The organism is Vibrio hyugaensis (genome assembly GCF_002906655.1).
GTDB lineage: Bacteria > Pseudomonadota > Gammaproteobacteria > Enterobacterales > Vibrionaceae > Vibrio > Vibrio hyugaensis.
In genome coordinates, this window is the sequence record NZ_CP025794.1 from 140366 (window position 1) to 167237 (window position 26872).

Here is a 26872-nt window from a genome sequence, read left to right on the forward strand (position 1 = left end):
GAACGAATCCTTTTCTAATTTGAAGTGAGTGAAAGTAGGGGAGTTAAGTGCATTTTTCTTCTAGCCAACTTTCGTCTCTCAATGGTGGTAAAGTTTTGTAGCTGCCCGTCTCACTTCAGTGTTCAAAGCCTTTCATATCATCTCAGTTTTCAATATCTTGGAGCGCATAAATAGAAGTAGCGCATGTACTAACAAATTGCTTAAGAGTGATTCGTAACGCGTGGCATTTTTACTTTGCGGTGGCTTATGTGATTAAGGCGCTGTGCGGTAGCTTTTGTATTGCGTTACTCACACCTTAGCAAGGCGTTAGTACGGGTTTGACATCAAAGGTCATAAGTTTTGGTGTTTATCTGTTTTGGCGCTCGTCTTTACACCTTTCAGTTTGTACCTTTCACGTTCTTTCCGGTGGCACTATATGCGGAGTGTTTGCTTTGATTTTACCGTTTACGGTTTCTAACTCTTAGCCTATTTCTTTGGCGCTTCTTCTCTTTCGCGTTGTTTTCTAAGTGAATCTTGTTTTTCCTTGGGGGCTGTCGTCGGAGTGCGAGGACCGAATCCTTTTCTAATTTGAAGGCAGTGAAATTCGTGGAATTCTGTGCGTTTTTCTTCTAGCCAACTTTCGTCTCTCAATGACGGTAAAGTTTTGCAGCTGTCCGTCTCACTTCAGTGTTCAAGTCCTTTCATATCATCTCAATTTTCAATATCTTGGAGCGCATAAATAAAAGTAGCGCATGTACTAACAAATTGCTTAAGAGTGATTCGTAACGCGTGGCATTTTTACTTTGCGGTGGCTTATGTGATTAAGGCGCCGTGCGGTAGCTTTTGTATTGCGTTACTCACACCTTAGCAAGGCGTTAGTTTGCAAGAGGAAAAACGCAGCTATATCGCAAGATCTAGTGGTAAAAGCTCAAGGTTGAAATTGTCGTATTGGCGTTCAATTTCAGTGTTAACTAGCGTGGTGAAAATTCAAAATTGGCATCGTTTCAACGGTTGATTTGTTCTTTGGTGCGGCGACTTTTTGGGTTAACTGAGTTGAGCTTTTTTGCTGAAATTCTGCTCGTTTAGTTTGTTGGTACAAAAGCCGATTTACTCGCTGATATGACGTTTTTTCTGTTGTGGAAAGTTCATGTGGTTTCAGTGACTTTGTTGAAAGTTCGTATTGTGAGATTGGTTTTCCAAAAGCGCTTTTTGGTGTTGTGAGTTCGCTTTCTGCGGGGTTGTTTGTTCCACGTGGTTTCATTGAGTAGCCGCTTTGAGACTATGCCTGACTTAAGTGCATCAAAACACATAAAGTTTATTGTTTGCATAGTTCAAAATAACGTAAAATCAACGCTTTGGGTTTGCAAACTAACAAACTGCTCAAGAGGGATTCACAACGCGTGGCATTTTCACTATGCGTTGAATTTAGTGATTAAGGTGGTTTGCGGCGGCTTTTGTATTGCGTTGCTCACCCCTTAGCAGGGCGTTAGTTTGCTAAAGGCTAGCGATTAACTAGCCTAAGCTTGCTCTCACATCAGCAATGGTGATGAAGAGTTTATTTTCAGCGTCTTCAAATGCTTGAAAACCATAGCGTTCATAGAAGTGTTTCGCACCGTCTTTGGCATCAACGATAACAACTGGAAATGCAACGCTATCACTTGCAGCTAATAGCTTTCTGAGTGCGTCAATAAGCAGCCACTCACCAAAGCCTTTCCCTTTGTATCGGTCATCGACAGCAAGGCGGGCAATCAGACCACCAGAGGTGGATGATTGGTGTTTTTTTTGTAACTTATCGGGTAATGCCTTTAAGTCAATTGGTGTCATTGTTAGCGTGTAAAAGCCGATGACATATGAGTTGTCGTTATCATCTTCCAAAACAAACGTTCTGGTGTTGTCTTTTTTTGCTTGCTGACTCGCCATTACTTTTAAGTAATTATTGAGAGCTTCGATACCACAGTTGAATCGGTTTCTATCGTGTTTAGCTTTATCTAGAAGTACCGTATTCATCATTGAGTTTTGCTCTCGTATCGATCAGCAGCAGCTTTTAGTTTTGAGTTCTGTGTAGCAGGGCGGTCTAAAGCTTCCATCAGCAACATAGCATCAGCTTGGCTCAGTTTTAAAGCCTGTTCACGTTCGATAACTTGTTTGGCTTTTTCGATTGCAGCGCTTAGAACAAACGAGTTAATGCTAGACATGCCGGCGATCGCGGCAGCCTTAGTAAGTAAGTCTTGTGTATCGATATCAACTCTAGCGGTGATGCGAGGCAAAGTAGTAGCCATAATTATATCTCCTGTTGTGTCAAAGTGTCACATAGGTATTATGGTCTTAAAGTGTGCAATAAGCAATCTTTGTGTCACTTTGGCACGCAAACTAACAAACAATTTAAGAGTGATTCAGCACGCTTGGCATTTTTGGTTTCAGTTAAGTTTAGTGTTTACGGTGGTCAAATTAGGTGTCGTGGTCGCGTGCTTCACACCTTAATTGGGCGTTAGTTTGCAAGAGGAAAAACGCAGCTATATCGCAAGATCTAGTGGTAAAAGTTCAAAGTCGAAATCGTCGTATCGGCGTTCAATTTCAGTGTTAACTCACGTGGTGAAAATCCAAAATTGACATGGTTTCAATGGTTGATTTGTTCTTTGGTACGGTGACTTTTGGGTTAACTGAGTTGAGCTTTTTTGCTGAAACTCTGTTCGTTAAGTTTGTTGGTACAAAAGCCGATTTACTCGCTGAAATGACGTTTTCTTTGGTGTGGTAAATTCATGTGGTTTCAGTGACTTTGTTGAAAGTCCGCATTGTGAGATTGGTTTTCCAAAAGTGCTTTTTGGTGTTGTGAGTTCGTTTTCTGCGTCGTTGTTTGTTCCACGTGGTTTCATTGAGTAGCCGCTTTGAGACTACGCCTGAATTAAGTGCATCAAGGCACATAAAGTTTGTTGTTCGCAAAGTTTAAAATAACGTAAAATCAACGCTTTGGGTTTGCAAACTAACAAACTGCTCAAGAGGGATTCACAACGCGTGGCATTTTTACTATGCGTTGAATTTAGTGATTAAGGTGGTTTGCGGCAACATCGGTATTGCGTTGCTCACCCCTTAGCAGGGCGTTAGTCGCCAGAAAAAGCTAGCAGTCAAAATCATGTTTCTAAGCTCAAAACTTGGCTACTGGTTGTTTGATTCATAGTTCCATCTTCGACGGTCAAAGCTCAGTTTCATCGGTTCTAAATCAATGCATTGCTATTTTCCAAGCGGTTGTTTCGTTCTTTGGTGGTGATAGAGCGGGGTAATCGAAAATCTGTTTTTGGTTGCAAATCTGCTCGGTGAGTTTGTTGGTTTAAAAGCTTATTTACTTGCTGAAAGGACGTTTTCTCTGGTGTTGTTAGTTCCACGTGGTTTCAGTGACTTTGTTGAAAGTCCGCACTGTGAAATTGGTTTTCCAAAAGCGCTTTTTGGTCTTGTCAGTCCGTTTTCTGCGGCGCTGTTTTTTCTAAGTGGTTTCATTGAGTAGCCGCTTTGAGACTACGCCTGACTTTAGTGCATCAAAGCACATAAAGTTTGTTGTTCGCAAAGTTTAGTTCGGCTTAAAGTTGTCGCTCGGTGCCTCGCGACTAACAAACTGCTCAAGAGGGATTCGCAACGCGTGGCATTTTTACTATGCGTTGAATTTAGTGATTAAGGTGGTTTGCGGCGGCTTTGGTATTGCGTTGCTCACCCCTTAGCAGGGCGTTATGTACTAGGAGGTAATGTGAAGAAAGTAAGCTATCTTCTCTTGGGGCTTTTATCGACATCTGTACTTGCTGAACCTAACGACGGACTTATCGGAACTTATCTGAATAGCGACAAGTTATCTTGTAGCTTAGAAGTTAAGCTGTTTGAAAAACAGGGTAGGAACTACTTTGAGGTCAAGATCGAAAAACGTTTATTAAGTGGAGAATATATACTAGATGAGCAATACGTTATTTTTGAGGGGTTAACTGCGTCTGAAGCGAGTGGACTTTCAAATCTAGAGGTAAGTGCTCAGATAGAAAGTGGGCAGCTATTGTTTCAAAACTATGGGAATAGTATGAATCCATATACTTTGTTTTCTGAGTGTGCCGAGAAGTATCTGATACTGAGTAAAGTACGTACATAACAAACTGTTCAAGAGGGATTCGCAACGCGTGGCATTTTTACTATGCGTTAGTTTTAGTGGTTAAGGTGGTATGCGGCAGCTTCGGTATTGCGTTGCTCACCCCTTAACAGGGCGTTAGTACGGGTTTGACATCAAAGGTCATAAGTTTTGGTGTTTATCTGTTTTGGCGCTCGTCTTTACACCTTTCAGTTAGTGCCTTTCACGTTCTTTCCGGTGGCACTATATGCGGAGTGTTCGCTTTGATTTCACCGTTTACGGTTTCTAACTCTTAGCCTATTTCTTTGGCGCTTCTTCATTTTCGTGGTGGCTTTTGAGATAACCTTGGTTACTTTTGGTGTTGCTGTTGAAGTGCGAGGAACGAATCCTTTTCTAATTTGAAGCCAGTGAAATTCGGGCAGTTCAGTGCGTTTTTCTTCTAGCCAATTTTCGTCTCTCAATTGGAGTTAAGTTTTGTAGCTGCCCGTCTCACTTCAGTGTTCAAAGCCTTTCATATCATCGCAGTTTTCAATATCTTGGAGCGCATCAATAGAAGTAGCGCATGTACTAACAAATTGCTTAAGAGTGATTCGTAACGCGTGGCATTTTTACTATGCGGTGGCTTATGTGATTAAGGTGCTGTGCGGTAGCTGTTGTATTGCGTTACTCACACCTTAGCAAGGCGTTAGTTTGCAAGAGGAAAAACGCAGCTATATCGCAAGATCTAGTGGTAAAAGCTTAAAGCCGAAATTGTTATATCGGTGTTCAATTTCAGTGTTAACTAGCGTGGCTAAATCCAAAATTGCCCAAATTGGTATCGTTTCATCGGTTGATTTGTTCTTTGGTACGGCGACTTTTGGGTTAACTGAGTTGAACTTTTTTGCTGAAACTCTGCTCGTTGAGTTTGTTGGTACAAAAGCCGATTTACACGTTGAAATGACGTTTTCTCTGGTGTGGCAAGTTCCACGTGGTTTCAGTGACTTTGTTGAAAGTCCGCATTGTGAGATTGGTTTTCCAAAAGCGCTTTTTGGTGTTGTGAGTTCGTTTTCCGCGGCGTTGTTTGTTCCAAGTGGTTTCATTGAGTAGCCGCTTTGAGACTACGCCTGACTTAGGTGCATCAAGATACATAAAGTTTATTGTTTGCAAAGTTTAAAATAACGTAAAATCAACGTCTTGGGTTTGCAAACTAACAAGCTGCTCAAGAGGGATTCGCAACGCGTGGCATTTTCACTATGCGTTGAGTTTAGTGATTAAGGTGGTATGCAGTGGCTTCGGTATTGCGTTGCTCACCCCTTAGCAGGGCGTTAGGTGTTATTGAAGTTTCGAGGTCATATTAATGGAAAGCAGGGTTCCTTTACCAACGGATAATATTTACAAATTTTACGCATTATTTGGTCTTCTACTGCTTATATTTAGCGTGAGTTCGTTAGTTTATGTAAACCATAGTACCAACACTCTAGCGTTTGATATTGCTGTTGAATACGCCACTTTAGCTGCAGATCCTGTCCGCTCTGTATCAGAAGAAGCTCGCTTTCAAGTTTTAGATAATAAGCTAAAAATTGCAAAAACAAATAAAACGATATTCTTGTTAAGTTTAGGTGTTTTTGCTGCTGTCGGGCTTCTAATGATTTGGTATGGTTTTAGGACATGGCATCTTGTAGTGCAACCACTTCAAGACGAATTACTCAAACTCAATATAGAGAAACTCAAACAAGATTTAGGCAAAGGCAATAAGTAAGGGACAAATATGCATGAAGAAATCAGTATTGAAAGTAATGGTAAAGTAATAACTGCTTACTACGCCATTACAGGTGATACCTTGAATGTTACTTTACCAGATGGTAGCACTCGAACTACCCAACTACGAGGTTTAGACCCTGAGTCTGCTGCAGAAGTACACCTCAAAGCATATGCGCTGAAAAACACCTAACAAACAATTTAAGAGTGATTCAGCACGCTTGGCATTTTTGGTTTGGATTGAGTTCAGTGATTACGGCGTTCAAATTAAGTGTCGTGGTTGCGTGCTTCACACCTTAATTGGGCGTTAGTTGGCAGGGGGAACATGTTAGAACATCAACTAGAAAAGTTAATTAGAAATACTCCTGAGCTAATGGAAACTGCTCAAGCATGTATTGAGGTTGGATTACCTGACTACTTCATTGCCGGTGGTTCAGTCACACAACTGATTTGGAACTCACTTTCAGGTGAAAGGTCACTCAAGAACGTTAAGGACTTCGATATTGTTTACTTCGATAGCGCTAGTACATCTAATGAAGAAAGCTACAAACGCAGAATTAACAGTACCGTGAAGCATGAAGTCCCAATTGATGTGGTAAACCAAGCACGTGTTCATGAATGGTACCCTTATAAATTTGGTCAAACTATACCTGCATATACAAAAGTAGAGCAGGGCATTGATTCTTGGCTATCTGCATTTGCGATCGGATTTAGGTTAAATTCACACGGTACCATGCGTATTTATTCACCTTATGGGCTATCTGACGCATTCAATAAAAGGGTAAAGCCAAATCCCATTGCAATGACGCGCGAAAGCTACAATCAAATGGTCGGTGGTTATCGTAAGCGTTGGCCTGACATTACAGTGGAACCTTGGGAATAGCCAACTAACAAAGCGTTTAAGACGGATTCCCAACGCTTGGCATTTCCGGTTTGCTTTGGCTTAAGTGTTTACGGCACAATGGTTTAGGTAAGGTGGTAGCGTTGCTCACCACTTAACGCGGCGTTAGTTTTTCAAGAACGAGATGTCAGATGCAAGTAGATAAAGCAGTAAAGTATATAAGAAAGTTAATTGTCGAGGCGGAGAAAATTGATCCTGGCTCACCCAAAGCGCATAGTTTAGCTGCTAGAGCTAAAGAGTTTTTTCGAGTTTACATTGGTGATGAGAGTGAATTTTATACCTCACTGTTGTTTCTAGACGACAAAAATCCAGATAAAGACGCTATATCAAACATACTAATTGGTTTTTTAGAGTTCGTTGAAGAAGGGTTTGTTGAGGATTTTACTCCTCTCCAGCAAGCAGAAGATAAAATCGTATCCGACTTTCTAGAACAGGCTAGAGTTTTACTCAATGATAAGAAGGTACACCCTGCTGCAGCAATAGTTTTAATTGGCGCAACATTGGAGGAGTTTCTAGCCAAGTGGGTGGAACGAGAAAATGTAAAAATGGGTAATTTAAAAGCTGGGATCTCCAACTATGCGAAAAAGTTATATGAAAATAAGCTTCTAACATCCCAAGATAATAAGGATATTCTGGCTTGGGCTGGACTTAGAAATGAAGCTGCCCATGGTAAATGGGACGAAATTAGTAATAGGGAACGAGCCAAAATAATGCTTGAAAGTGTGAACCTTTTTGTTCGTAGGTACGGTGCTGAAGAAAACTAACAAACTGTTTAAGAGTGATTCGCAACGCGTGGCATTTTTACTATGCGTTGCGTTTAGTGTTTAAGGTGGTATGCGGCGGCATCGGTATTGCGTTGCTCACACCTTAACAGGGCGTTAGCCGTCATGGAGCTTGCTATACTCAAAGTGATAGAATAGTATCACTTTAGTATTCCTTTGGAGCAGCTCTCATGAAAGTAGAACTAGTTACATCACTTAAACGTCAAGCAACTAAGATCCTCGCCGATCTCCACGACACCAAAGAACCAGTGTTAATTACTGAGCATGGTAAGCCATCTGCGTATCTAGTTGATGTTGATGACTACGAGTTTATGCAAAATCGTTTAGCTATTCTTGAGGGTATTGCACGAGGTGAGCGTGCACTAGCTGACGGTAAAGTGGTAAGTCATGATGAAGCCAAGGATAAAATGTCAAAATGGCTGAAATAATCTGGACTGAACCAGCGTTATCTGACCTCAATGATATCGCTGAATACATCGCACTTGAAAATATCGTAGCTGCAAAGCAGTTAGTACAAACGATCTTCTCCAAAGTCGAACGCCTACAAACTTTCCCAGAGTCAGGTCGTATTCCATCCGAACTAGAACATTTAAGTTATCGTGAAGTTGTCGTTAATCCATGTCGTGTTTTCTATAAACAAGACGGTGACAAAGTGTTTATTCTGTTTGTTATGCGTGCAGAGAGAGATTTGCGTAAGTTCTTGTTGAGTAAGCAATAACCTTTGGGAATGAGCGGCTAACAAACTGTTTAAGAGTGATTCGCAACGCGTGGCATTTTTACTATGCGTTGGTTTTAGTGTTTAAGGTGGTATGCAGCGACTTTGGTATTGCGTTGCTCACACCTTAACAGGGCGTTATGCAAATAGACACTTTGAGGAAGAGCAATGAAATTGGTTTGGCTACACGGAGCACCAGCAGCAGGGAAGTTAACTGTGGCTAAAGTACTCCATGAAAAATATGGCTATAAACTCTTCCATAACCATTTAACGGTTGACTTAAGCCTTTCGATTTATGAAAGTTTTGGTGAAAAGGACTTTATTGCATTTACCAATCAAATTAGACGAACAGTTTTAGCGAAAGCTCATGAAATAGGTGTAACTCATCTAGTAATGACCTCAATGACATGTTCAGAAAGTGATGCTGCGGAAGTAAATCAGTATTTAGAGTTTTTCACGGCTGAAGGCATCACCATCTTCCCTATTCATTTAAACCCAACGAAAGAAGAGTTGTATGAGCGTTCAACGTCATGTGACAGAGTTAATTCACACAAGCTATCATGCCAAGAAGCTATGGCTAAAGTACTCACAGATATGAAATTCAATGCTATAGCTCATGAACATTCTTTATCAATTGATAATACTGTGCTTTCAGCGGGTGATGTCGCAAAGTTAATAGTTGCGCACGTGAGTTAAAATTCGCATAACAAATTGTTCAAGAGTGATTCGGCACGCGTGGCACTTTTACCATGCGTCAGGTTTAGTGGTTAGGGTGGTATGCGGAAGCATTGGTATTGCGCGCCTCACACCTTAACAAGGCGTTAGTCGCCAGAAAAAGCTAGTAGTCAAAATCATGCTTATGAGCTCAAGATTTGACTGCTGATTGTTCGGTTCACAGGTTCATCGTCGTTGGTCTAAACTCATTTTCAGCTGTTTTAAGTCCAAAGTTTTGTAACTGTCCTAGCGGTTGTCTTGTCCATTGGTGCTGACAGAGAAGGGCAATCGAGAGTCTGTTTTTGGTTGCAACTCCGCTCGGTGAGTTTGTTGGGTACAAAAGCCGATTTACTCGCCGAAATGACGTTTTCTCTGGTGTGGTAAGTTCCACGTGGTTTCAATGACTTTGTTGAAAGTCCGCACTGTGAGATTGGCTTTCCAAAAGCGCTTTTTGGTGTTGTCAGTCCGTTTTCTACGGCGTTGATTGTTCCAAGTGGTTTCATTGAGTAGCCGCTTTGAGACTACGCCTGACTTAAGTGCATCAAAGCACATAAAGTTTGTTGTTCGCAAAGTTTAGTTCGGCTTAAAATTGTCGCTCGGTGCCTCGCGACTAACAAACTGCTCAAGAGGGATTCGCAACGCGTGGCATTTTTACTATGCGTTGAATTTAGTGATTAAGGTGGTTTGCGGTAGCTTCGGTATTGCGTTGCTCACCCCTTAGCAGGGCGTTAGTACGGGTTTGGCATCAAAGGTCATAAGTTTTGGTGTTGATCTGTTTTGGCGCTCGTCTTTACACCTTTCAGTTTGTACCTTTCACGTTCTTTCCGGTGGCACTATATGCGGAGTGTTCGCTTTGAATTCACCGTTTACGGTTTCTAACTCTTAGCCTATTTCTTTGGCGCTTCTTCATTTTTGTGGCGGCTTTTGAGAGAACCTTGGTTACTTTTGGTGTTGCTGTTGAAGTACGAGGAACGAATCCTTTTCTAATTTGAAGCTAGCGAAAGTAGGGCAGTTCATTGCGTTTTTCTTCTAGCCAACTTTCGTCTTTCAATCGGGGTAAAGTTTTGTAGCTGCCCGTCTCACTTCAGTGTTCAAAGCCTTTCATATCATGTCACTTTTCAATATCTTGGAACGCATAAATAGAAGTAGTGCATGTACTAACAAATTGCTTAAGAGTGATTCGTAACGCGTGGCATTTTTACTTTGCGGTGGCTTATATGATTAAGGCGCTGTGCGGTAGCTTTTGAATTGCGTTACTCACACCTTAGCAAGGCGTTAGTTTTTGGAGGTTAAATGTCATCATTAATTTTTTATACAGACAGTACACAAGCACTAGTAGCTACAGATACTTTGGCAGTAGATAACGCGGGTGAACCATTTGCGTTTGTAACCAAAGCTGGTTACATCCCTCACTTGAAAACTATTGTTGCAGGGACAGGTGCTGGCGGGTTTGCAAACAGATGGCTACTTGATGCTAGCACTCAGATGATTGTTAAAGGAATTAGAAATCTTGATTTTCATACACCAAACGCACTTCGAAAGTTATGGTGTGAGTATAAAGCTGAGCATTCGCTACCCGATGATTTCACTACAACAGTTTATCAATTTGGTGTTTGTGAAGAGAGTGGTCAAATTGTGTCATATGCATATCGCTCCACAAGTAATTTTGAATCTGAATTGTTGCAATATGGCACGGCTGTTAAACCTGAATGTAGTGTACCAACCGGTAATTTGATTGAACTGATCCCTCATATGATGGAAGAACAGCGTGAAATACAGAACGCCAAGCCATAAAATGAACGTGTTTACATTGGTGGTGAGGTTTTTGCTTATTATCTAACTCCTTCAGGGTGTAACTGTCTGAAACTTGCCGAGTTTGACAATTTTGAAGAACAACAACAGCAAATTTTCGACAATTACGTAAAAACCAAAAACTAACAAACTGTTTAAGAGTGATTCGCAACGCGTGGCATTTTTATTATGCGTTAGTTTTAGTGGTTAAGGTGGTATGCGGCGGCTTAGGTATTGCGTTGCTCACACCTTAACAGGGCGTTAGCAGCCAGAAAAATAAACTATGAGGGAAAGTGGTGAATTATAAAGAAGCCCTAAACAAATCTAGAGTTAAGCGGGTGTTAGGTGTGATTATTGCGATGTTAGCTTTGTGCTCGATTGCGATATCACTTTTAAAGTTTCTATATTGGGGACTAGATGATGGCAGTAAATTAGGCTCTGCTTTATCTGAGCCTGTGAAACGCATTATTTCTATAATTTATGAGAACACACAGTTTCTTAATGTCTTGTGGAATTATTCTCCTATCCCTAACCACTTAGACTTAATAAACATAGATAACTTGTATTTCTTCCTGACTTACGCTGTTCTGTTTATCGGCGCAGCTTTGAAAGCATCAGGCGATAAGTTAGCTAAACGTTTAGCTAAAATTCGCGAGCAAATTGAGGACCAACTGATAAAGGAATCTATGTCAGGGAATACGGCTAGGAGCCGAAAGGAAATTGAAGACTCTGTAGAAATTCCCAATACGAGTATTTTCACTCAGTTTCAGCAACTCTATGTAGCTCCAATTGTTACAGCTGTAGTCGCTGGAATTCTGTTGAAACTAGCGGGTTTCTAGCTGCTAACAAACTGTTTAAGAGTGATTCGCAACGCGTGGCATTTTTACCATGCGTTGATTTTAGTGATTAAGGTGGTGTGCGGCGGCATCGGTATTGCGTTGCTCACCCCTTAACAGGGCGTTAGTCGCTCGGATAAAAATGTTAGATCTATTGCCTAGAATTCATACGTTAACTAGCTGATAATAGAGCAATATGTTTCGAATAAAAGGCGTCGGTATGGAATCGAAAGCAGAGTTGTTAGCTTTACTCAGTCAAGAATATTTTGAATACTTAGAAATTCCAGCGAGTGAAGCGCAACAAAAACGAGAAAAGAAGTCATTTATTAATGGTCTTATGACTGCATGTAGAGTCATTGGGGTTAGCTTTGATGAACTGAACGAGATTGTTGGCGCAAATACCGCTTCAAAATTTGAAAGTTTAGACGACAAGCTCGCTATTCCAACTTACATACGAAACCAGGTCGAATTGGCGCGATAGCGAGCTAATCAACAATGCGCATAACAAAGCATTTAAGAGTGATTCCTTACGCTTGGCAGTTTCGCTTCGCTCAAGTATAGCCAAGCGTGCGTCACACCTTAATGCGGCGTTATAGCGCAGAGGTATTTATCAGAAGAGGGATTATGCGCATTGATTTAATAATGATAGAGAACGAAAATCAACTTCATGAATTGATGGCTAATTGCTTTGGTTTTCCAGATTATTATGGAAAAAACTGGGATGCTTTTTGGGATTGCCTTTGTGATTCGGATTTGCCTAAAGACATAGAGTTTGTAGGCTCTAATCATCTGAAGTCAGCTCTCCCAGAGAGTTTCGAATCTTTAAAAAGTTGTTTTGATGATTTGAGCCGAGAGTATCCAAATATAGGTACCAGAGTAGACTGGGACTAATGAGCTATAACAAACTGTTTAAGAGTGATTCACAACGCGTGGCATTTTTACTATGCGTTGGTTTAAGTGATTAAGGTGGTATGCGGCGGCATTGGTATTGCGTTGCTCACACCTTAACAGGGCGTTAGTCGCCAGAAAAAGCTAGCAATCAAAATCATGTTTCTAAGCTTAAAATTTGGCTGATGATTGTTTGCTATACAGGCTCTTCATCGATGGTCAAAACTCAGTTTCAGCTGTTTCAAATCCAAAGTTTTGCAAGTGTCCAAGCGGTTTTTTTGTTCTTTGGCGCTGACAGAACAGGGCAATCGAGCGTCTGTTCTTGGTTGCAACTCTGCCCGGTGAGTTTGTTGGTTCAAAAGCAGATCTACTCGCTGAAAAGTCGTCTTCTCTGGTGTTGTAAGTTCCACGTGGTTTCAGTGATTTTGTTGAAAGTCCGCACTGTGAGATTGGTTTTCCAAAAGCGCTTTTTGGTGTTGTCAGTCCGTTTTCTGCGGCGCTGTTTTTTCTAAGTGGTTTCATTGAGTAGCCGCTTTGAGACTACGCCAGACTTAAGTGCATCAAAACACATAAAGTTTGTTGTTTGCAAAGTTTAGTTCGGCTTAAAATTGTCGCTCGGTGCCTCGCGACTAACAAACTGCTCAAGAGGGATTCGCAACGCGTGGCATTTTTACTGTGCGTTGAATTTAGTGATTAAGGTGGTATGCGGCGGCTTCGGTATTGCGTTGCTCACCCCTTAGCAGGGCGTTAGGTGACTAAGCAAAACTCAGCCTCCGAACCATCAAGCTAAGGCTCGGAGGTAAGGGGAGTTACAGTTGTCCTAAGTCGATTTTTTTTGCAATTTCCTTCATCGTGTCAATCATTCCGTGTTCGAATAAGAGTGAGTCTGTGAGGGTGTAGGATTTCGACCATACGCTTTCGGGTTCTTTTCTGTCGAGAGTAATAAATGCGTATCCACCGCCGCCTTCGCCATCGGCATTAAAAGCACGTCTAAGTTTTAGCCGCTCACCATCGACAATACCTTCATCGTTGAATTTGCCTTTGGGTAATCCGCCTTCCGCTGCAGTTTTAAAAAACTTACCTTCTAGTGTGTCTAGGAACCAACGCAAGCCGTGCTTGGGAAATTCGATTTGGTAGTGTAGCCATTTACTTTTTCCGGTTCGCTTGTTGGTAAAATACTGAGCATCCGCAAGGACGATGTAATCATCAATCAATAAAAAATAGAACGTATTACCAGCATCTGTCGCGTCAGGTAAAGTTGCAACTAAATTCGGGTGTGCTGCGACTGTCAGTGGATCTATTTCTTTAAATTGCTTCATTTGTTTTTCCTTTCCCGATGTTAATTCGCTTTATGGCTCCGGCTTCTTCTAACGTTCCCAGTGTTTGTGGGTTTTTGTCCCACGTAAAGGTTTCTGGTGGTCCGTATTCGACGTTGTCATCAATATCACCAAACGGGGTAGTGTCATATGACACATTAATGTCTCTGGTGAGACCATTGCCAAGGAAGTGTTCATTCGCGCCTAAGCCTTGTTCTATTTGATGGCGGGTACGTAAGGTGTCGGTCTGGCTAGGGGTAAAGCCAAGTTCTTGGCAATATTCGTTAAACTGCTTTTGCTTTTTAATATCAGTGCCTTCCTCTTCAGCTGATATCTTGACTTGTTCATAGTATCGACTGAAGTCTGGTGTCATACATGGTGCAATTAAATCGAGGCTATCTTCAAATTCAGAGGACAATTCAGATTCCGTAAATCCACCCATTCTCTCGTAGGTGGGAATAAAGCTATGCATATCGCCGATTTCATTGGCTTTTTGGTGGTCGATGAGCAATATGGTGTATTCACAGTCTGGTTTATATTCAATTCCTACTGCATTGCAGATAGCTTCTGGGTCTGTATCGCCATGCTCAGCTTGAGTAAATGTAGTTGTCCAGTATTTTAGCTTGGTAACGCCTTCGGGCTTGTAGCCAATATAGCCATCATCCTCATTGTATTTGGACTCGATAATACGAAATAGCAGGGGCTCATTTAGTCCTTTCTGGACAATCTCTCTTTTGTCAGCAGTAGAGTACGCAGAACCCGGTAACGCCGCACCACCTTCACGAGCTGCATCGACATAAGGTTTGGCTTCTACCAAACGCTGTTTTGCTTCATGGAAAGTCTTGGGTGGTGGTTGTTTATCGGCGCGATATTTGTCACCAATTAAGACTGTGGGGTTGCCAATGACAATCTTGCCTCCGTGGCTCGTTGAGTCTCCCATTCTTGCTGCTGGTTTACCGTTAATAAATACGGAGCCAGAACCTTTGCTTATGGAATCAGGAGGACCAACACAGATGAGGCGGTCCCCTTTTCGAGCTGCAGGTAAGCCACCAATTTTTACATTGGTTGAGCCAACGATTACAGGACCGCCCACATGCGGAACTTTGGCGGTGACTTTGGGGCAGATGTGCATTGATGTTAATGTTGCAGCGGGTTTTCCCATGAAAACTTCCTTTTTGTGGGTTAGGTTGCATATCTTAATCCTGATAGGGAAACTATATTCTGTGACTGGTGTAATATTTGGAGTCAAATCACCTAACAAACAATTTAAGAGTGATTCGGCACGCGTGGCATTTTCACTATGCGTCGGTTTTAGTGATTAAGGTGGTATTCGGCAGCATAGGTATTGCGCGCCTCACACCTTAATTGGGCGTTAGTTGAATAGGGAAAATCCGTGAATATTTTTGAAGCATTTCTTAACGTGCTTGTGCAAGTCTGGTATCTAGTGCCTTTATTGCTCATTGTTAGCGTTTTCAAAAGTAGGTGGCTAAAAGGTGTATTCGGTGAGTTTCTCGTGAACCGTCTTTTGTCCAAATTACCAGAGTCTGATTACACGCTAATAAAAGACGTAACGTTGCCGACTAGCGATGGTACAACTCAAGTTGACCATATTGTGGTTTCTAAATATGGCATCTTTGTCGTTGAAACTAAGAATATGAAAGGTTGGATATTTGGCTCGGCTCGCCAGAAACAGTGGACACAAAAGATTTACCGTCATTCCTCTAAATTTCAAAACCCACTGCATCAGAATTACAAGCACATAAAAGCTTTGGAAACCTTGCTAGGTTGCAGTGAAGAGCACTTGCATTCAGTTATTGTTTTCATCGGCGACAGTACCTTTAAAACCGAAATGCCTCCAAACGTTACCTATGCTCAAGGAAGTATTCGATACATTCAGCAATTTAACGAGATAGTGTTCTCTGACAAGGATTATGCTCTGTTAACAGAGTCTATAAACCAGATAAAGTTAAAGCGTGGAGTCATTACGGATTTAAAGCATCGCAAACATGTCAAAGACGTTGTCACATCCAAAGTTAGCTCAAATCAGTGTCCCCGTTGCGGCTCTGAAATGGTGTTGCGTGAAACCAAGCGTGGTGAAAATATAGGTAAACAGTTTTGGGGTTGTTCAACCTTTCCCAAGTGTAGAGCAGTGAAACAATTCAACTAACAAACTGTTTAAGAGTGATTCGCAACGCGTGGCATTTTTACTATGCGTTGCGTTCAGTGTTTAAGGTGGTATGCGGCGGCTTTAGTATTGCGTTACTCACACCTTAACAGGGCGTTAGTACGGGTTTGACACCAAAGGTCATAAGTTTTGGTGTTTATCTGTTTTGGCGCTCGTATTTACACCTTTCAGTTAGTGCCTTTCACGTTCTTTCCGGTGGCACTATATGCGGAGTGTTTGCTTTGATTTCACCGTTTACGGTTTCTAACTCTTAGCCTATTTCTTTGGCGCTTCTTCTCTTTCGTGGCTTTTACTAAGTCAGAATTGTCTTTCTTTGGTGTTGCTGTCGAAGTGCGAGGATCGAATCCTTTTCTAAGTTGAAGTCAGTAAAAGTAGGGGAGTTCAGTACGTTTTTCTCCTAGCCAACTTTCGTCTCTTAACCGAGTTTAAGTTTTGTAGCTGCCCGTCTCACTTCAGTGTTCAAGTACTTTCATATCATCTCAATTTTCAATATCTTGGAGCGCATAAATAAAAGTAGCGCATGTACTAACAAATTGCTTAAGAGTGATTCGTAACGCGTAGCATTTTTACTTTGCGGTGGCTTATGTGATTAAGGCGCCGTGCGGTAGCTTTTGTATGGCGTTACTCACACCTTAGCAAGGCGTTATGTGCTTAGAGGAAAATCAGTAGTGATTAGAGAAATGCATATCTCAGATTACTCGCAAGTAATCGGCTTGTGGTCAACAACTGAAGCGATGTTGCTACGAGATGCAGATTCAAAGGAAAACATAGGTAAGTACCTAAAACGCAATCCAAACCTTAGCTTCGTCGCATTGGATGGTGACAATATTGTTGGTGCTATTCTAGTTGGGACTGATGGGCGTCGAGGTTATGTGCAGCATCTGGCTGTTGATTCAACTTTTCGAGGTAAAGGCGTTGGTGCAAAGCTCATATCGTCAGCAGTGGAAGCGCTATCGAAAGTAGGCATAGCCAAAACGCATCTATTTGTCGCAAATGAAAACATTAATGCGCAGTCTTTCTACGAAAAATTAGGTTGGTTTCCTCGCGACGAAGTTCGTATGTTTTCTTTCAATTCTTCTAACAGTGGCAACGTTTAGTACGCACATAACAAACTGTTCAAGAGGGATTCGCAACGCGTGGCATTTTCACTATGCGTTGCTTTTAGTGTTTAAGGTGGTATGCGGGAGCTTTTGTATTGCGTTGCTCACCCCTTAACAGGGCGTTAGGCTTTTGGAGAAATAATCAACATGGTTAAAAAGGGTATGCTTCTTCAGCTATTGGATGAACTCCGAAAGCTTGAGGAAAAAGGTAGTGAGTTTACCGCTAAAGAAGTGGCGGAATCAGTCGGTTACAGTGTTAGCTCTATAAACAAGTACTTTAACGAAAAGCTCAAGGGCGAGTACATCGTTAAAGTGAGTCGTTCTCTATGGAAATGCAGCGGTATTAACAAACTCTCTAATGACGAGTTTTTCAGGCTCATGTCCCAGAGCTTGAATACACAGTCCAAATCACCTGATGAAATACTCTCGGATCAACTCATAAAAAGAAGTCATGATGCTTTTACGTTGGCGCTTGAAGTTTATAACCGTCCAACATTGGGGAATCGGGTTGAAGCATTTACCATTATGATGGTAAATGCGTGGGAACTCATGCTTAAATCGGAACTAGCTAAAAGAGACGGTGCTTCAAGTATTTTCAAAGAGGGTGATTTCAGCATTAGTATTCGTGAAGCTATGTGTAAGCTAATCGAGTCATCCGACAATGTGGCTAAGAACTTGGAAACGCTTATTGATCTTAGAGACCATGCGATTCATCTGTTAATTCCAGAGTTACAACCTCAATTGTCTCGTTTGTTCCAAGCGACAGTTCTGAATTATCAAAAACGCTATAAAGCGCTAATGGGCAATAGCCCACTAGCGGGTCAAAGTGTTGGTTTGTTAAGTCTTATTGTTGATGGTTGTGAACCCGAAGTCGCAGTAATCAAAGAAACTTATGGTGAGTTAACTGCAACTCAAGTGAAAAGCTTTCTGGGCAAATTTACGGAAATGGCACGAGAATGTGACTCGGATGAATTTTCGATTTCCGTAGACTACAAGCTAGCGTTAACCAAAAAGTCTTCAGAGAGTGACTTATCTTTATCACTGAGTGATGGTGGCGAGAAAGCCATCATCATCCGCGAAACTAAAGATCCAGATGTTACCCACCCATACCATCAGAACACAGCAATCGCAGAAATTAATCTTCGACAGACACTCGTTAAAATTACGAGTTACTCTTTTCAAGCTGTTGTAAAGAAAAACAAAACTCAAAAAGCCAAGCGTTCTAACTATCATTATGAGCTAGATGGGCGTCACAGATACTCTGAGGCTTTCATTGAATGGTTTGTGAATAATCTTAACCAGAAAAATTGGCTGGACGGTGCATTAAGAAGTCACCGAAACCGTCGGAAAAAAGCCTAACAAACTGTTCAAGAGTGATTCGCAACGCATGGCATTTTCGCTATGCGTTGGTTTAAGTGATTAAGGTGGTATGCGGCGGCATCGGTATTGCGTTGCTCACACCTTAACAGGGCGTTAGCTAGCAGGTAGCAGTTATGAACAGAAGTCAGGTATACAAAGAAACAGGTATTTTTATCCTCTGGGGAATGTTCCTTATCTTAGCAATGAACTACTTCCCTAGTGTTTCAATAAAACTGGATTCAATAATAAGTGAGAGTATTGCACATAAATCCATATTGCTGATCTTCGGTTTACTGTGCTTTGTTGTCGGTATCCATTTGCTGTGGAGAGGGAAGGGGGGAGAGGAAAGTAAAGGAAAATATTTTCAGTACATGGTAAATCCTGTGGCAAAAATATTATTTTCTTTTTCAAGTGCATATATTGGTATTCTTATTGCTGGGATTCTATTTGGAATTAGTAAGCTGAGCTATTCATATACACTGCCAAAACTTAAGGTGCTTTTGGGATTGTGTCTGTTCGTTGAGATGGCTTTCTTTATACTTGTTAAGGTCCAGATCTGTAGCTTACTCAAAAGTTATCAAGTTAGGTGCTTTGGCTTTGGTTTATCGTTCATATGTTTCCCAATGTTATTTTGGCTAGTGTTAAGCTAGCTAACAAACTGTTTAAGAGCGATTCGCAACGCGTGGCATTTTTACTATGCGTTGGTTTTTGTGTTTAACGTGGTATGCGGGAGCTTCGGTATTGCGTTGCTCACACCTTAACAGGGCGTTAAGTGTCAATTGGGGAAATATCATGAATAACCCAGAAAATAGAAGTGACTTTTCACGATTTCTCGTGCATCTGACAAGGAATTCGAACGGATGTTCAGCGAAAAGTAACTTGATAAATATAATTAAAGATAAAACTATTGAGGCTCGCAATCACCATTGCTTGTTTAGCCCAAAGCTGAAAAATATGGATGTCAGCGATCGTCTGATCAAGAGCTTTAAGACGGTTTGCTTTACCGAAACACCTCTAGATCAACTCGAAAAGTTAACTTCCGATGAGTTCAAAAGGCAGAAACGGTTAAAGCCGTATGGTCTGGTTTTTTGGAGACATGCGATGCTAAAGCATGGTGCAAATCCCGCTATTTATTTAAATGGTAAAGGAACAGGTTTGCGCGAATACTTGCTGCAGGAATTTGATAATCACTTCGATGGTGTCAAAACTGTAACGAAATTAAAACGACATAATGATAACTATCAAGATATTCTCCATTACTACTCGTTAGTAAATGTCATGAACGAGAGCCATGATTTTTCTTGGGAAAGAGAATGGCGATATTCTGGTGATTTTCAGTTTAAATTTCATGAGCTGGTAGCAATTATTGCTGAAGATCCTGAGGGATTTCTTGAAGATTGTAGAAATGAATTAGGTCTGAGAAAATCCAAGGTTCTAAATCGCATTCCAATTATTGCACCTCATTGGTCTTACGAGGAAGTTGTGGAGGAGATGGCGATAAAAATATGGCAAAAAGACACTTAACAAACTGTTTAAGAGTGATTCGCAACGCGTGGCATTTTCACTATGCGTTGGTTTTAGTGTTTAAGGTGGTATGCGGTAGCTTCGGTATTGCGTTGCTCACACCTTAACAGGGCGTTATGTGCTTGGAGATCAAATGATAAAACAGCCTCCTTACAAAGTTGAGTTTGGTCAATCAGGAGAAGTCCCTCCGGGGCACGTTGTTGCCATAGATAAGACCTCAATAAAGTTAAGCAAGAGCAGTCGAGATGGCGATACAGATGGTCGTCTTGATGAGCTTCATCTCAATGGTGGGCTTGAATCAGAGGAAACCAAACAGATGATGCTTGAGCTCAATAAGCAGGGTTTTGTGTTTGCTTACGACGATAAAGCTTATATTTCACCTAGCCATTTTATGAAGCAACTTTTATTGAGCGGTGACCTAAGAACATCATTCAAAGAAATCAGTTGGTCAAGCACAAAGCAATGGTGTCTTACAGAGTATGAATTTGAGCAACGCACATAACAAACTGTTCAAGAGGGATTCGCAACGCGTGGCATTTTTACTATGCGTTGGTTTTAGTGATTAAGGTGGTATGCTGCAGCTTTGGTATTGCGTTGCTCACCCCTTAACAGGGCGTTAGGTGAAAGGCTAAATATGAACTCCGATTGTGAAAGGTTGACTATGAATGATTTGACTCCATTTTTAACGAAATTATTCGAAATCATAGCTATAGATATTGAGCACCTTAATCAGTATTTAAAGCCACATGAGAAAGAGTATCTCAATAGAAACTTAGTATCTATGGAAGCGCTAAATGATGACCTATATTCAAGTGAGCTTAGTGATAATTTAGAGGTGCTGGTAAATTTTTTAGTTCAACATGCAGATGATATTGGGCAGCTGTGGCAAGACAATGATAAAAAAGAACTCCTAGTCGATTTGTATATATCTGGCACGATCTCCGGCGAATATGACTGCTTTCATTTTGACTTGTCTAAATTTTCTCACTCCTATATATCAAGCGACCAGCAGTTGACATTGTATCGCATTGGGCGTGTTGGCGAGACTGTGAGCAATGTCGGTAATTCATGGTCTTATGATGCTACAGGGTTAAAAGCTTATGCTCAGTTTGTCTCAGGGTTGGCGAGTCGTCCGGTCTTCTCGATGCAAGTACATGATTCAGAGGTATTGTGCAAAGGTCAATCTAAGGAAAGTGAGCTGATTTTGAAAAAAGGCTTTACAGCGGATAGCATTAAATTAATTAGCACAGAAGAGCGTCAGGAAATTGGTGTGTAGTAAATTCACCTAACAAAGCGTTTAAGACAGATTCCCAACGCATGGCATTTTTCATTCCATCGTTGGGTTTTGTGTTTACGGTGGTATGGTTAGGTTTAGTGGTAGCGTTGCTCACTACTTAACGCGGCGTTAGTCGCCAGAAAAAGCTAGCAATCAAAATCATGTTTCTAAGCTTAAAATTTGGCTGATGATTGTTTGCTATACAGGGTCTTCATCGATGGTCCAAACTCATTTTCAGCTGTTTTAAGTCCAAAGTTTTGCAAGTGTCCAAGCGGTTTTTTGTTCTTTGGTGCTGACAGAAAAGGGCAATCGAGCGTCTGTTTTTGGTTGCGACTCCGCTCAGTGAGTTTGCTGGTTCAAAAGCTAATTTATTCGCTGAAAGAACGTTTTCTCTGGTGTGGTAAGTTCCACGTGGTTTCAGTGACTTTGTTGAAAGTCCGCACTGTGAGATTGGCTTTCCAAAGGCGCTTTTTGGTGTTGCCAGTCCGTTTTCTACGGCGTTGTTTGTTCCAAGTGGTTTCATTGACTAGCCGCTTTGAGACTACGCCTGAATTAAGTGCATCAAAGCATATAAAGTTTGTTGTTCGCAAAGTTTAGTTCGGCTCAAAATTGTCGCTCGGTGCCTCGCGATTAACAAACTGCTTAAGAGGGATTCGCAACGCGTGGCATTTTTACTATGCGTTGAATTTAGTGATTAAGGTGGTTTGCGGCGGCTTGGGTATTGCGTTGCTCACCCCTTAGCAGAGCGTTATACACATATCACTGTAGCGTCCGTGCTACATATAGAATTTAAGGTAATTCTGTCTTACTAAAAATTGTGTACTCGCCAAAGTCGTGCTGAAGCCCCTCTTGATAATCAACATCAATATTCTCATAAGGATTGATGATTTTTTTTAAGTGCCTTTTGAACTTAAAGACTCGAGAATCCCACCAAGTCGGTGAAATGTATATATTCTCAAAAGTATAAAATGCGAAATTAATTAGTGCTTTAGCTTTTACAGGCGCTTCTAAAGAATCAAAGGACTTAATAAATTTTTCGCAACTATCATGGCTATCGTTTAACCATCCAAATAGCGCGTAAGTTTTCCCGTTGTCTGAAAATATCGAGCATGAGATTAGGTCTAATGTCTTTCCCAAATCCATAAGATCTTGGAGCTTATTGCCATTAAAATCCACATCAGGGGTAAAACTGCCACTGCATTGAACCGGTAAAATTTCGTTGAAAACGATTACATAACTATTGAACGTTGAGTAGTCTTTACTAAGTAAGCATTTATCATATGCAATTTTGTGTGTTGTTGTATCTCTTAGACCTACTTGTGTCATTAATGCATGCTGAAAGGCGAAAGCTTGTGTTTGAAATTGCTCGTCTATTGATTTGCCACGGTCTGCTTCTTTAAATAATTCCGTGATCTCAGACTGACCTTGTTTAGCGTGAAACTCTCTCGCAATGGAACGATAGCAAATTAAAAAATTTTGTTCATCGGTTTGAACATAAGGAGAATCTTCAAAGCATGAAAACAGACTTTTATCATGGTATCCACAAAAGCCAGTGAATGTTGAAGCCTTGTTAATACCGATAGGCTCTGGCTCAAAGACTCCTTTTGTTTTGTCCAGTTTCATGACCGATGGTACAAAACCATATACATGGCTATCTTTCGCTATTTTGGCAAGGGAGCCGCTTTTCGATACTGTGTGAGCATTAATTATTTTGCCTTTACAATCAGTTTGCATTGCTTCCGGGCATGAACAATACTTTTTGCCACTTGCAGCTCTAAGTGCTTTGTCGGTTTCCCATAACTCGAAAGGTTTTTCGTCGTGCCGAGCTAAATGGCAATCTATATACAGTTTTCCAGAACCGCACCAACAATGTTCGTCATTTTTAATTTGTTCTTCCATAGAGTTCTCACTATAACTAAGCGTATCTCTCAATGTATATGTGTATAACAAAGCGTTCAAGACGGATTCTCAACGCTTGGCATTTTTAGCTTACTTTTGCTTAAGTGTTTATGTCACAATGGTTTAGGCAGGGTGGTAGGCGTTGCTCACCACTTAACGCGGCGTTATACCACTATGTGAGAAACTGAGTTTCTGCATACAAGAAAGTAGTTTACGATTCGGCTTTTTTGAAGCGGTTCTATATATGTCGTATGCAGTTAAAGTTGAAGCTCTTGCTAAATCTATTCTAGTTCTTGTTGATGGTGGAGTTGATGATTCTCATTGTTATCGCAATTTAGTTGATAATTTGTATGCGTATCGTGTTGGTGCAGTAAATGGGACAGGTAAGTGGGATACAAGGAAGATAAAAGAGCAATGCCAATGGACAATCTCAGCTCGAAATAGCGACAAAGTTGAGAAAGAGCATGTTGTGCCCATGGCTGAGGTTGTGCGCATCTTACTATCGTTAAAAAATCCCCAAATCTCTGATGTTTATGATGTTATCGACAATTACTGTGTCTACTGTATTGTCACACCGAAAGAGCATAGTATTTTGAATTTAAAATACCAAAGAAAAATGCCATCAGAGTTCTGGGACAGTAACAGTGACTACTATATGGATGCTTGGGCAAGATACAAGTTGTCTGGTTTAGAGGTCATGTTTTAGTCGTGGTATAACAAACTGTTTAAGAGTGATTCGCAACGCGTGGCATTTTCACCATGCGTTGGTTTAAGTGATTAAGGTGGTATGCGGCGGCATCGGTATTGCGTTGCTCACACCTTAATGCGGCGTTAGTACGGGTTTGACATCAAAGGTCATCAGTTTTGGTGTTTATCTGTTTTGGCGCTTGTCTTTACACCTTTCAGTTTGTACCTTTCACGTTCTTTCCGGTGGCACTGTATGCGGAGTGTTTGCTTTGATTTCATCGTTTACGGTTTCTAACTCTTAGCCTATTTCTTTGGTGCTTCTTCATTTTTGTGGCGGCTTCTGAGTGAATCTTGGTTGCTATTGGTGCTGCCGTCGGAGTGCGAGGATCGAATCCCTTTCTAATTTGAAGTGAGTGAAAGTAGGGGAGTTCAGTGCATTTTTCTTCTAGCCAACTCTCGTCTCTTAATCGAGTTTAAGTTTTGTAGCTGCCCGTCTCACTTCAGTGTTCAAAGCCTTTCATATCATGCCACTTTTCAATATCTTGGAGCGCATAAATAGAAGTAGCGCATGTACTAACAAATTGCTTAAGAGTGATTCGTAACGCGTGGCATTTTTACTATACGTTGCGTTTAGTGCTTAGGGTGGTATGCGGCGGCTTTGGTATTGCGTTGCTCACACCTAAACAGGGCGTTAGTCGCCAGAAAAAGCTAGCAATCAAAATCATGTTTCTAAGCTCAAAATTTGGCTGATAATTGTTTGGTACACAGGTTCATCGTCGATGGTCCAAACCCAGTTTCAGCTAATTGTCCTAGCGGTTGTTTTGTTCTTTGGTGCTGACGGAGCGGGGCAACCGAGAGTCTGTTTTTGGTTGAAAATCCGCACTGTGAGATTAGTTTTCCAAAAGTGCTTTTTGGTGTTGTTAGTCCGTTTTCTGTGGCGTCGCTTGTTCCAAGTGGTTTCATTGAGCAGGTGCTTTGAGACTACGCCTGACTTAAGTGCATCAAAACACATAAAGTTTGTTGTTCGCAAAGTTTAGTTCGGCTTAAAATTGTCGCTCGGTGCCTCGCGACTAACAAACTGCTCAAGAGGGATTCGCAACGCGTGGCATTTTTACTATGCGTTGGTTTAGGTGATTAAGGTGGTATGCGGCGACATCGGTATTGCGTTGCTCACCCCTTAACAGAGTGTTATAACACAGAATCAACTTCTTGCTCAAAATGGTCAATTGAACTATTATCTGTACGTTATTTTGTACTAATTGGAGTTCAATATGAGTCGTATTCATTTCGATCAAGATATTCAGCCTTTGTCTGAGTTTCGTGCTGGTGTAGCTTCATACATCAAACAAATTAATGAGACTCGTCGTCCATTGGTTATTACGCAACGTGGTAAAGGTGTTGCTGTCGTTCTTGATGTTGCTGAGTATGAAGCAATGCAAGAGAAAATCGAATTACTGGAAGAAATGCGCACAGCAGAAGCTCAATTAGCTTCTGGTCTTGGTGTTTCCAATGATGATGCGCGTGCCCAAGTACTGGGGCGCATTAAGAAATGAAAGTCGTCTGGTCTCCATTAGCGCTTCAGAAGCTAGGTGATGCAGCGGAGTTTATTTCTTTGGATAATCCACCTGTGGCAGAAAAGTGGGTAAACGAAGTTTTTGATAAAACTGAACTACTTGGAAGTATGCCTGAAATGGGGCGGTTTGTTCCTGAAATTCCCCATACGAACTATCGAGAAATCATCTTTGGTCACTATCGTATTATCTACAGCTTAAGCCACGAAATTCGCGTACTAACAGTTCGTAATTGTCGTCAAATTTTGTCGGAAGATGACGTGTAAACTGTGTTATAACAAACTGTTCAAGAGTGATTCGCAACGCGTGGCATTTTTACTATACGTTGGCTCAAGTGATTAAGGTTGTATGCGGTGGCATCGGTATTGCGTTGCTAGGGCGTTAGGTGATTTCTCATAACTTAGCCTCCGAACCTCAAAATTAAGGCTCGAAGGCTAGGGAACTATAGTTGACCTAAGTCGATTTTCTTCGCAATGTCTTCCATCGTGTCGATCATTCCGTGCTTAAAAAGTAATGCATCTGTAAATGTGTAAGATTTAGCTAACCCGATATAGTCATCAATGCGGTCTAAAGTAATAAATGAATATCCACAGCTACCATTACCATCTGCATCAAAAGCGCGACCAAGTTTTAATAGCTCACCATCAATGAGTCCTTCGCTGTTGAATGTACCTTTGGCTAAACCACCTTCGGCATCGGTTTTAAAAAACTTACCTTCTAAGGTGTCTAAAAACCACTGTAAGCCTTGTTTTGGAAATTCTATTTGATAGTGGAGCCACTTACTTTTATCTGTTCTTTTATTCGTAAAGTACGTTGTGTTGCAGATAATTATATGGTCACCAACCAACAAAAAAGTAATAGGTTTTCGTTGGTTTTCTGTCATCAGGCAAAGTTGCAATCAGGTTAGGGTGGCTTGCTACAGTGAGTGGGTCAATATCTATAAACTTCTTCATCTGTCGTCTCCTTTCCCGATATCGATCCTCATAATGGCTCCTTCTTGTTCCAATTTGCCAAGTGTTTGTGGGTTTTTATCCCATGTATATGTTTCACAAGGACCGTACTCCAGTTTATTATCAATACGACCAAAAGGTGTTTCTTCATATTTTATGCTATTGTCTTTGGTTATGCCGTTACCAAGAAAATGTTCGTTTGCTCCCAACCGTTGTTGTATCTGACTCCTAACCGCTAACGTTTTTGCCTGACTAGGTGTGGAGTCAAGTTCTTGACAGTATTCTATATATTGGTCTTTGTCGCTCAGTTCAATCCCATCCTGCTTCGATGAAGCTACCACCTGTTCATAGTCTCGACTGAACTCTGGTGTCATGCATATCGCCGATTTCATTAGCTTTTTGGTGGTCAATGAGCAATATGGTGTATTCACAGCCTGGTTTATATTCAATTCCTACGGCATTGCAGATAGCTTCTGGGTCAGTGTCTCCGTGTTCAGCTTGAGTGAATGTGGTTGTCCAGTATCGTCCGACGTTACCCTCAGATGGTGGTCCAATACAATCAT

At 41.3% G+C, this 26872-nt stretch carries 31 protein-coding genes and 2 pseudogenes; 24 read left to right on the plus strand and 9 right to left on the minus strand.

Annotation, left to right across the window (positions count from 1 at the left end):
* Positions 1-1491 precede the first annotated feature (1491 nt).
* Both C1S74_RS01325 and C1S74_RS01330 read right to left on the minus strand, forming a co-directional pair.
* Positions 1492-1989 (minus strand): GNAT family N-acetyltransferase, encoded by a 498-nt coding sequence (locus C1S74_RS01325; protein WP_045398052.1) that lies wholly within the window; start codon positions 1987-1989, stop codon positions 1492-1494.
* A complete protein-coding gene (locus tag C1S74_RS01330; protein WP_045398049.1) occupies positions 1986-2258 on the minus strand; it encodes a type II toxin-antitoxin system TacA family antitoxin in 273 nt (90 codons plus the stop codon). The genes C1S74_RS01325 and C1S74_RS01330 overlap by 4 nt, the downstream gene beginning before the upstream one ends.
* A gap of 341 nt (positions 2259-2599) precedes the next feature.
* On the opposite strand from C1S74_RS01330, the gene C1S74_RS26960 reads away from it, so the two are divergent.
* The 10 genes from C1S74_RS26960 to C1S74_RS01420 all read left to right on the plus strand — a co-directional run bounded on the left by C1S74_RS26960 (position 2600) and on the right by C1S74_RS01420 (position 8909).
* Positions 2600-2734, plus strand: a complete 135-nt coding sequence (locus C1S74_RS26960) for a hypothetical protein (protein ID WP_269423385.1) — start codon at positions 2600-2602, stop codon at positions 2732-2734.
* Between the two features lie 981 nt (positions 2735-3715).
* Positions 3716-4102, plus strand: coding sequence for a hypothetical protein (locus C1S74_RS01355; protein ID WP_045398047.1), 387 nt, complete (start codon positions 3716-3718; stop codon positions 4100-4102).
* Between the two features lie 762 nt (positions 4103-4864).
* Positions 4865-5164 carry a hypothetical protein gene (locus C1S74_RS26495; protein ID WP_231578756.1) on the plus strand — a complete coding sequence of 100 codons (300 nt, stop codon included), beginning with the start codon at positions 4865-4867 and terminating at the stop codon, positions 5162-5164.
* Between the two features lie 250 nt (positions 5165-5414).
* On the plus strand, positions 5415-5816 hold the full coding sequence (locus tag C1S74_RS01380) for a hypothetical protein (protein WP_031856960.1): 402 nt from the start codon (positions 5415-5417) through the stop codon (positions 5814-5816).
* A 9-nt stretch (positions 5817-5825) separates the two neighbouring features.
* On the plus strand, positions 5826-6008 hold the full coding sequence (locus C1S74_RS01385) for a hypothetical protein (protein WP_045398041.1): 183 nt from the start codon (positions 5826-5828) through the stop codon (positions 6006-6008).
* Between the two features lie 132 nt (positions 6009-6140).
* Entirely contained in the window at positions 6141-6698 is a 558-nt protein-coding gene (locus C1S74_RS01390; RefSeq protein WP_045398039.1) for a nucleotidyltransferase family protein, read from the plus strand.
* Positions 6699-6847: 149 nt separating this feature from the next.
* Positions 6848-7480 (plus strand): hypothetical protein, encoded by a 633-nt coding sequence (locus C1S74_RS01395; RefSeq protein ID WP_052437291.1) that lies wholly within the window; start codon positions 6848-6850, stop codon positions 7478-7480.
* A gap of 188 nt (positions 7481-7668) precedes the next feature.
* Positions 7669-7926 (plus strand): type II toxin-antitoxin system Phd/YefM family antitoxin, encoded by a 258-nt coding sequence (locus C1S74_RS01405; protein WP_005448240.1) that lies wholly within the window; start codon positions 7669-7671, stop codon positions 7924-7926.
* The gene (locus C1S74_RS01410) at positions 7914-8216 is read left to right on the plus strand and encodes a type II toxin-antitoxin system RelE/ParE family toxin (RefSeq protein ID WP_020196829.1); all 303 of its coding nucleotides are present in this window, start codon (positions 7914-7916) and stop codon (positions 8214-8216) included. The genes C1S74_RS01405 and C1S74_RS01410 overlap by 13 nt, the downstream gene beginning before the upstream one ends.
* Positions 8217-8381: 165 nt before the next feature.
* Positions 8382-8909, plus strand: a complete 528-nt coding sequence (locus C1S74_RS01420) for a DEAD/DEAH box helicase family protein (RefSeq protein ID WP_045398038.1) — start codon at positions 8382-8384, stop codon at positions 8907-8909.
* A 196-nt stretch (positions 8910-9105) separates the two neighbouring features.
* Here C1S74_RS01420 and C1S74_RS27040 read toward each other — a convergent pair.
* Positions 9106-9430 (minus strand): annotated as a pseudogene (locus C1S74_RS27040) (hypothetical protein).
* A 790-nt stretch (positions 9431-10220) separates the two neighbouring features.
* Here C1S74_RS27040 and C1S74_RS01445 point away from each other — a divergent pair.
* The 4 genes from C1S74_RS01445 to C1S74_RS01470 all read left to right on the plus strand — a co-directional run bounded on the left by C1S74_RS01445 (position 10221) and on the right by C1S74_RS01470 (position 12445).
* Positions 10221-10721 carry a hypothetical protein gene (locus tag C1S74_RS01445; RefSeq protein ID WP_045401129.1) on the plus strand — a complete coding sequence of 167 codons (501 nt, stop codon included), beginning with the start codon at positions 10221-10223 and terminating at the stop codon, positions 10719-10721.
* A gap of 293 nt (positions 10722-11014) precedes the next feature.
* Complete coding sequence (locus C1S74_RS01455) at positions 11015-11557, plus strand: YniB family protein (protein ID WP_045401126.1); 543 nt, start codon at positions 11015-11017, stop codon at positions 11555-11557.
* Between the two features lie 217 nt (positions 11558-11774).
* Entirely contained in the window at positions 11775-12035 is a 261-nt protein-coding gene (locus C1S74_RS01465; RefSeq protein ID WP_045401125.1) for a hypothetical protein, read from the plus strand.
* A gap of 143 nt (positions 12036-12178) precedes the next feature.
* Positions 12179-12445, plus strand: a complete 267-nt coding sequence (locus tag C1S74_RS01470; protein WP_045401122.1) for a barstar family protein — start codon at positions 12179-12181, stop codon at positions 12443-12445.
* Positions 12446-12661: 216 nt separating this feature from the next.
* Here C1S74_RS01470 and C1S74_RS01475 read toward each other — a convergent pair whose 3' ends face one another.
* From C1S74_RS01475 to C1S74_RS27045, 3 genes and pseudogenes are all read right to left on the minus strand, one after another.
* The gene (locus tag C1S74_RS01475) at positions 12662-12964 is read right to left on the minus strand and encodes a hypothetical protein (protein WP_045467054.1); all 303 of its coding nucleotides are present in this window, start codon (positions 12962-12964) and stop codon (positions 12662-12664) included.
* Between the two features lie 287 nt (positions 12965-13251).
* Positions 13252-13761, minus strand: coding sequence for a nucleoside/nucleotide kinase family protein (locus C1S74_RS01485; RefSeq protein ID WP_045403324.1), 510 nt, complete (start codon positions 13759-13761; stop codon positions 13252-13254).
* A gap of 874 nt (positions 13762-14635) precedes the next feature.
* A pseudogene (locus C1S74_RS27045) lies at positions 14636-14920 on the minus strand (PAAR domain-containing protein); the annotation flags it as partial.
* 231 nt (positions 14921-15151) lie between these two features.
* On the opposite strand from C1S74_RS27045, the gene C1S74_RS01500 reads away from it, so the two are divergent.
* From C1S74_RS01500 to C1S74_RS01565, 7 genes are all read left to right on the plus strand, one after another.
* Complete coding sequence (locus C1S74_RS01500) at positions 15152-15925, plus strand: nuclease-related domain-containing protein (RefSeq protein ID WP_045403322.1); 774 nt, start codon at positions 15152-15154, stop codon at positions 15923-15925.
* A 698-nt stretch (positions 15926-16623) separates the two neighbouring features.
* A complete protein-coding gene (locus tag C1S74_RS01515; protein WP_167391150.1) occupies positions 16624-17040 on the plus strand; it encodes a GNAT family N-acetyltransferase in 417 nt (138 codons plus the stop codon).
* A 150-nt stretch (positions 17041-17190) separates the two neighbouring features.
* Positions 17191-18402 carry a DUF3644 domain-containing protein gene (locus tag C1S74_RS01525; protein WP_045403462.1) on the plus strand — a complete coding sequence of 404 codons (1212 nt, stop codon included), beginning with the start codon at positions 17191-17193 and terminating at the stop codon, positions 18400-18402.
* Positions 18403-18536: 134 nt separating this feature from the next.
* Positions 18537-19052, plus strand: coding sequence for a hypothetical protein (locus tag C1S74_RS01535; protein WP_045403459.1), 516 nt, complete (start codon positions 18537-18539; stop codon positions 19050-19052).
* Positions 19053-19194: 142 nt separating this feature from the next.
* Positions 19195-19926: a hypothetical protein gene (locus tag C1S74_RS01545; RefSeq protein ID WP_045403456.1), complete on the plus strand. Its 732-nt coding sequence runs from the start codon at positions 19195-19197 to the stop codon at positions 19924-19926.
* 133 nt (positions 19927-20059) lie between these two features.
* On the plus strand, positions 20060-20428 hold the full coding sequence (locus C1S74_RS01555) for a hypothetical protein (protein ID WP_045403454.1): 369 nt from the start codon (positions 20060-20062) through the stop codon (positions 20426-20428).
* 159 nt (positions 20429-20587) lie between these two features.
* Complete coding sequence (locus C1S74_RS01565) at positions 20588-21202, plus strand: hypothetical protein (RefSeq protein WP_045403471.1); 615 nt, start codon at positions 20588-20590, stop codon at positions 21200-21202.
* A 789-nt stretch (positions 21203-21991) separates the two neighbouring features.
* Here C1S74_RS01565 and C1S74_RS01585 read toward each other — a convergent pair.
* A complete protein-coding gene (locus tag C1S74_RS01585) occupies positions 21992-23101 on the minus strand; it encodes a hypothetical protein (protein WP_052437323.1) in 1110 nt (369 codons plus the stop codon).
* Positions 23102-23345: 244 nt separating this feature from the next.
* Between C1S74_RS01585 and C1S74_RS01590 the strand changes: the two genes are divergently transcribed.
* The 3 genes from C1S74_RS01590 to C1S74_RS01615 all read left to right on the plus strand — a co-directional run bounded on the left by C1S74_RS01590 (position 23346) and on the right by C1S74_RS01615 (position 25625).
* Positions 23346-23807, plus strand: a complete 462-nt coding sequence (locus C1S74_RS01590; RefSeq protein WP_045403452.1) for a hypothetical protein — start codon at positions 23346-23348, stop codon at positions 23805-23807.
* A gap of 1252 nt (positions 23808-25059) precedes the next feature.
* A complete protein-coding gene (locus tag C1S74_RS01610; RefSeq protein WP_000086647.1) occupies positions 25060-25341 on the plus strand; it encodes a type II toxin-antitoxin system Phd/YefM family antitoxin in 282 nt (93 codons plus the stop codon).
* Positions 25338-25625 (plus strand): type II toxin-antitoxin system RelE/ParE family toxin, encoded by a 288-nt coding sequence (locus C1S74_RS01615; RefSeq protein ID WP_045403448.1) that lies wholly within the window; start codon positions 25338-25340, stop codon positions 25623-25625. The genes C1S74_RS01610 and C1S74_RS01615 overlap by 4 nt, the downstream gene beginning before the upstream one ends.
* Positions 25626-25801: 176 nt before the next feature.
* Here the strand turns inward: C1S74_RS01615 and C1S74_RS01625 are convergent, their stop codons facing one another.
* Both C1S74_RS01625 and C1S74_RS26790 read right to left on the minus strand, forming a co-directional pair.
* Positions 25802-26242 carry a hypothetical protein gene (locus tag C1S74_RS01625; RefSeq protein ID WP_231578978.1) on the minus strand — a complete coding sequence of 147 codons (441 nt, stop codon included), beginning with the start codon at positions 26240-26242 and terminating at the stop codon, positions 25802-25804.
* A 66-nt stretch (positions 26243-26308) separates the two neighbouring features.
* Positions 26309-26683 carry a hypothetical protein gene (locus tag C1S74_RS26790; RefSeq protein WP_045403442.1) on the minus strand — a complete coding sequence of 125 codons (375 nt, stop codon included), beginning with the start codon at positions 26681-26683 and terminating at the stop codon, positions 26309-26311.
* Positions 26684-26872: the final 189 nt, after the last annotated feature.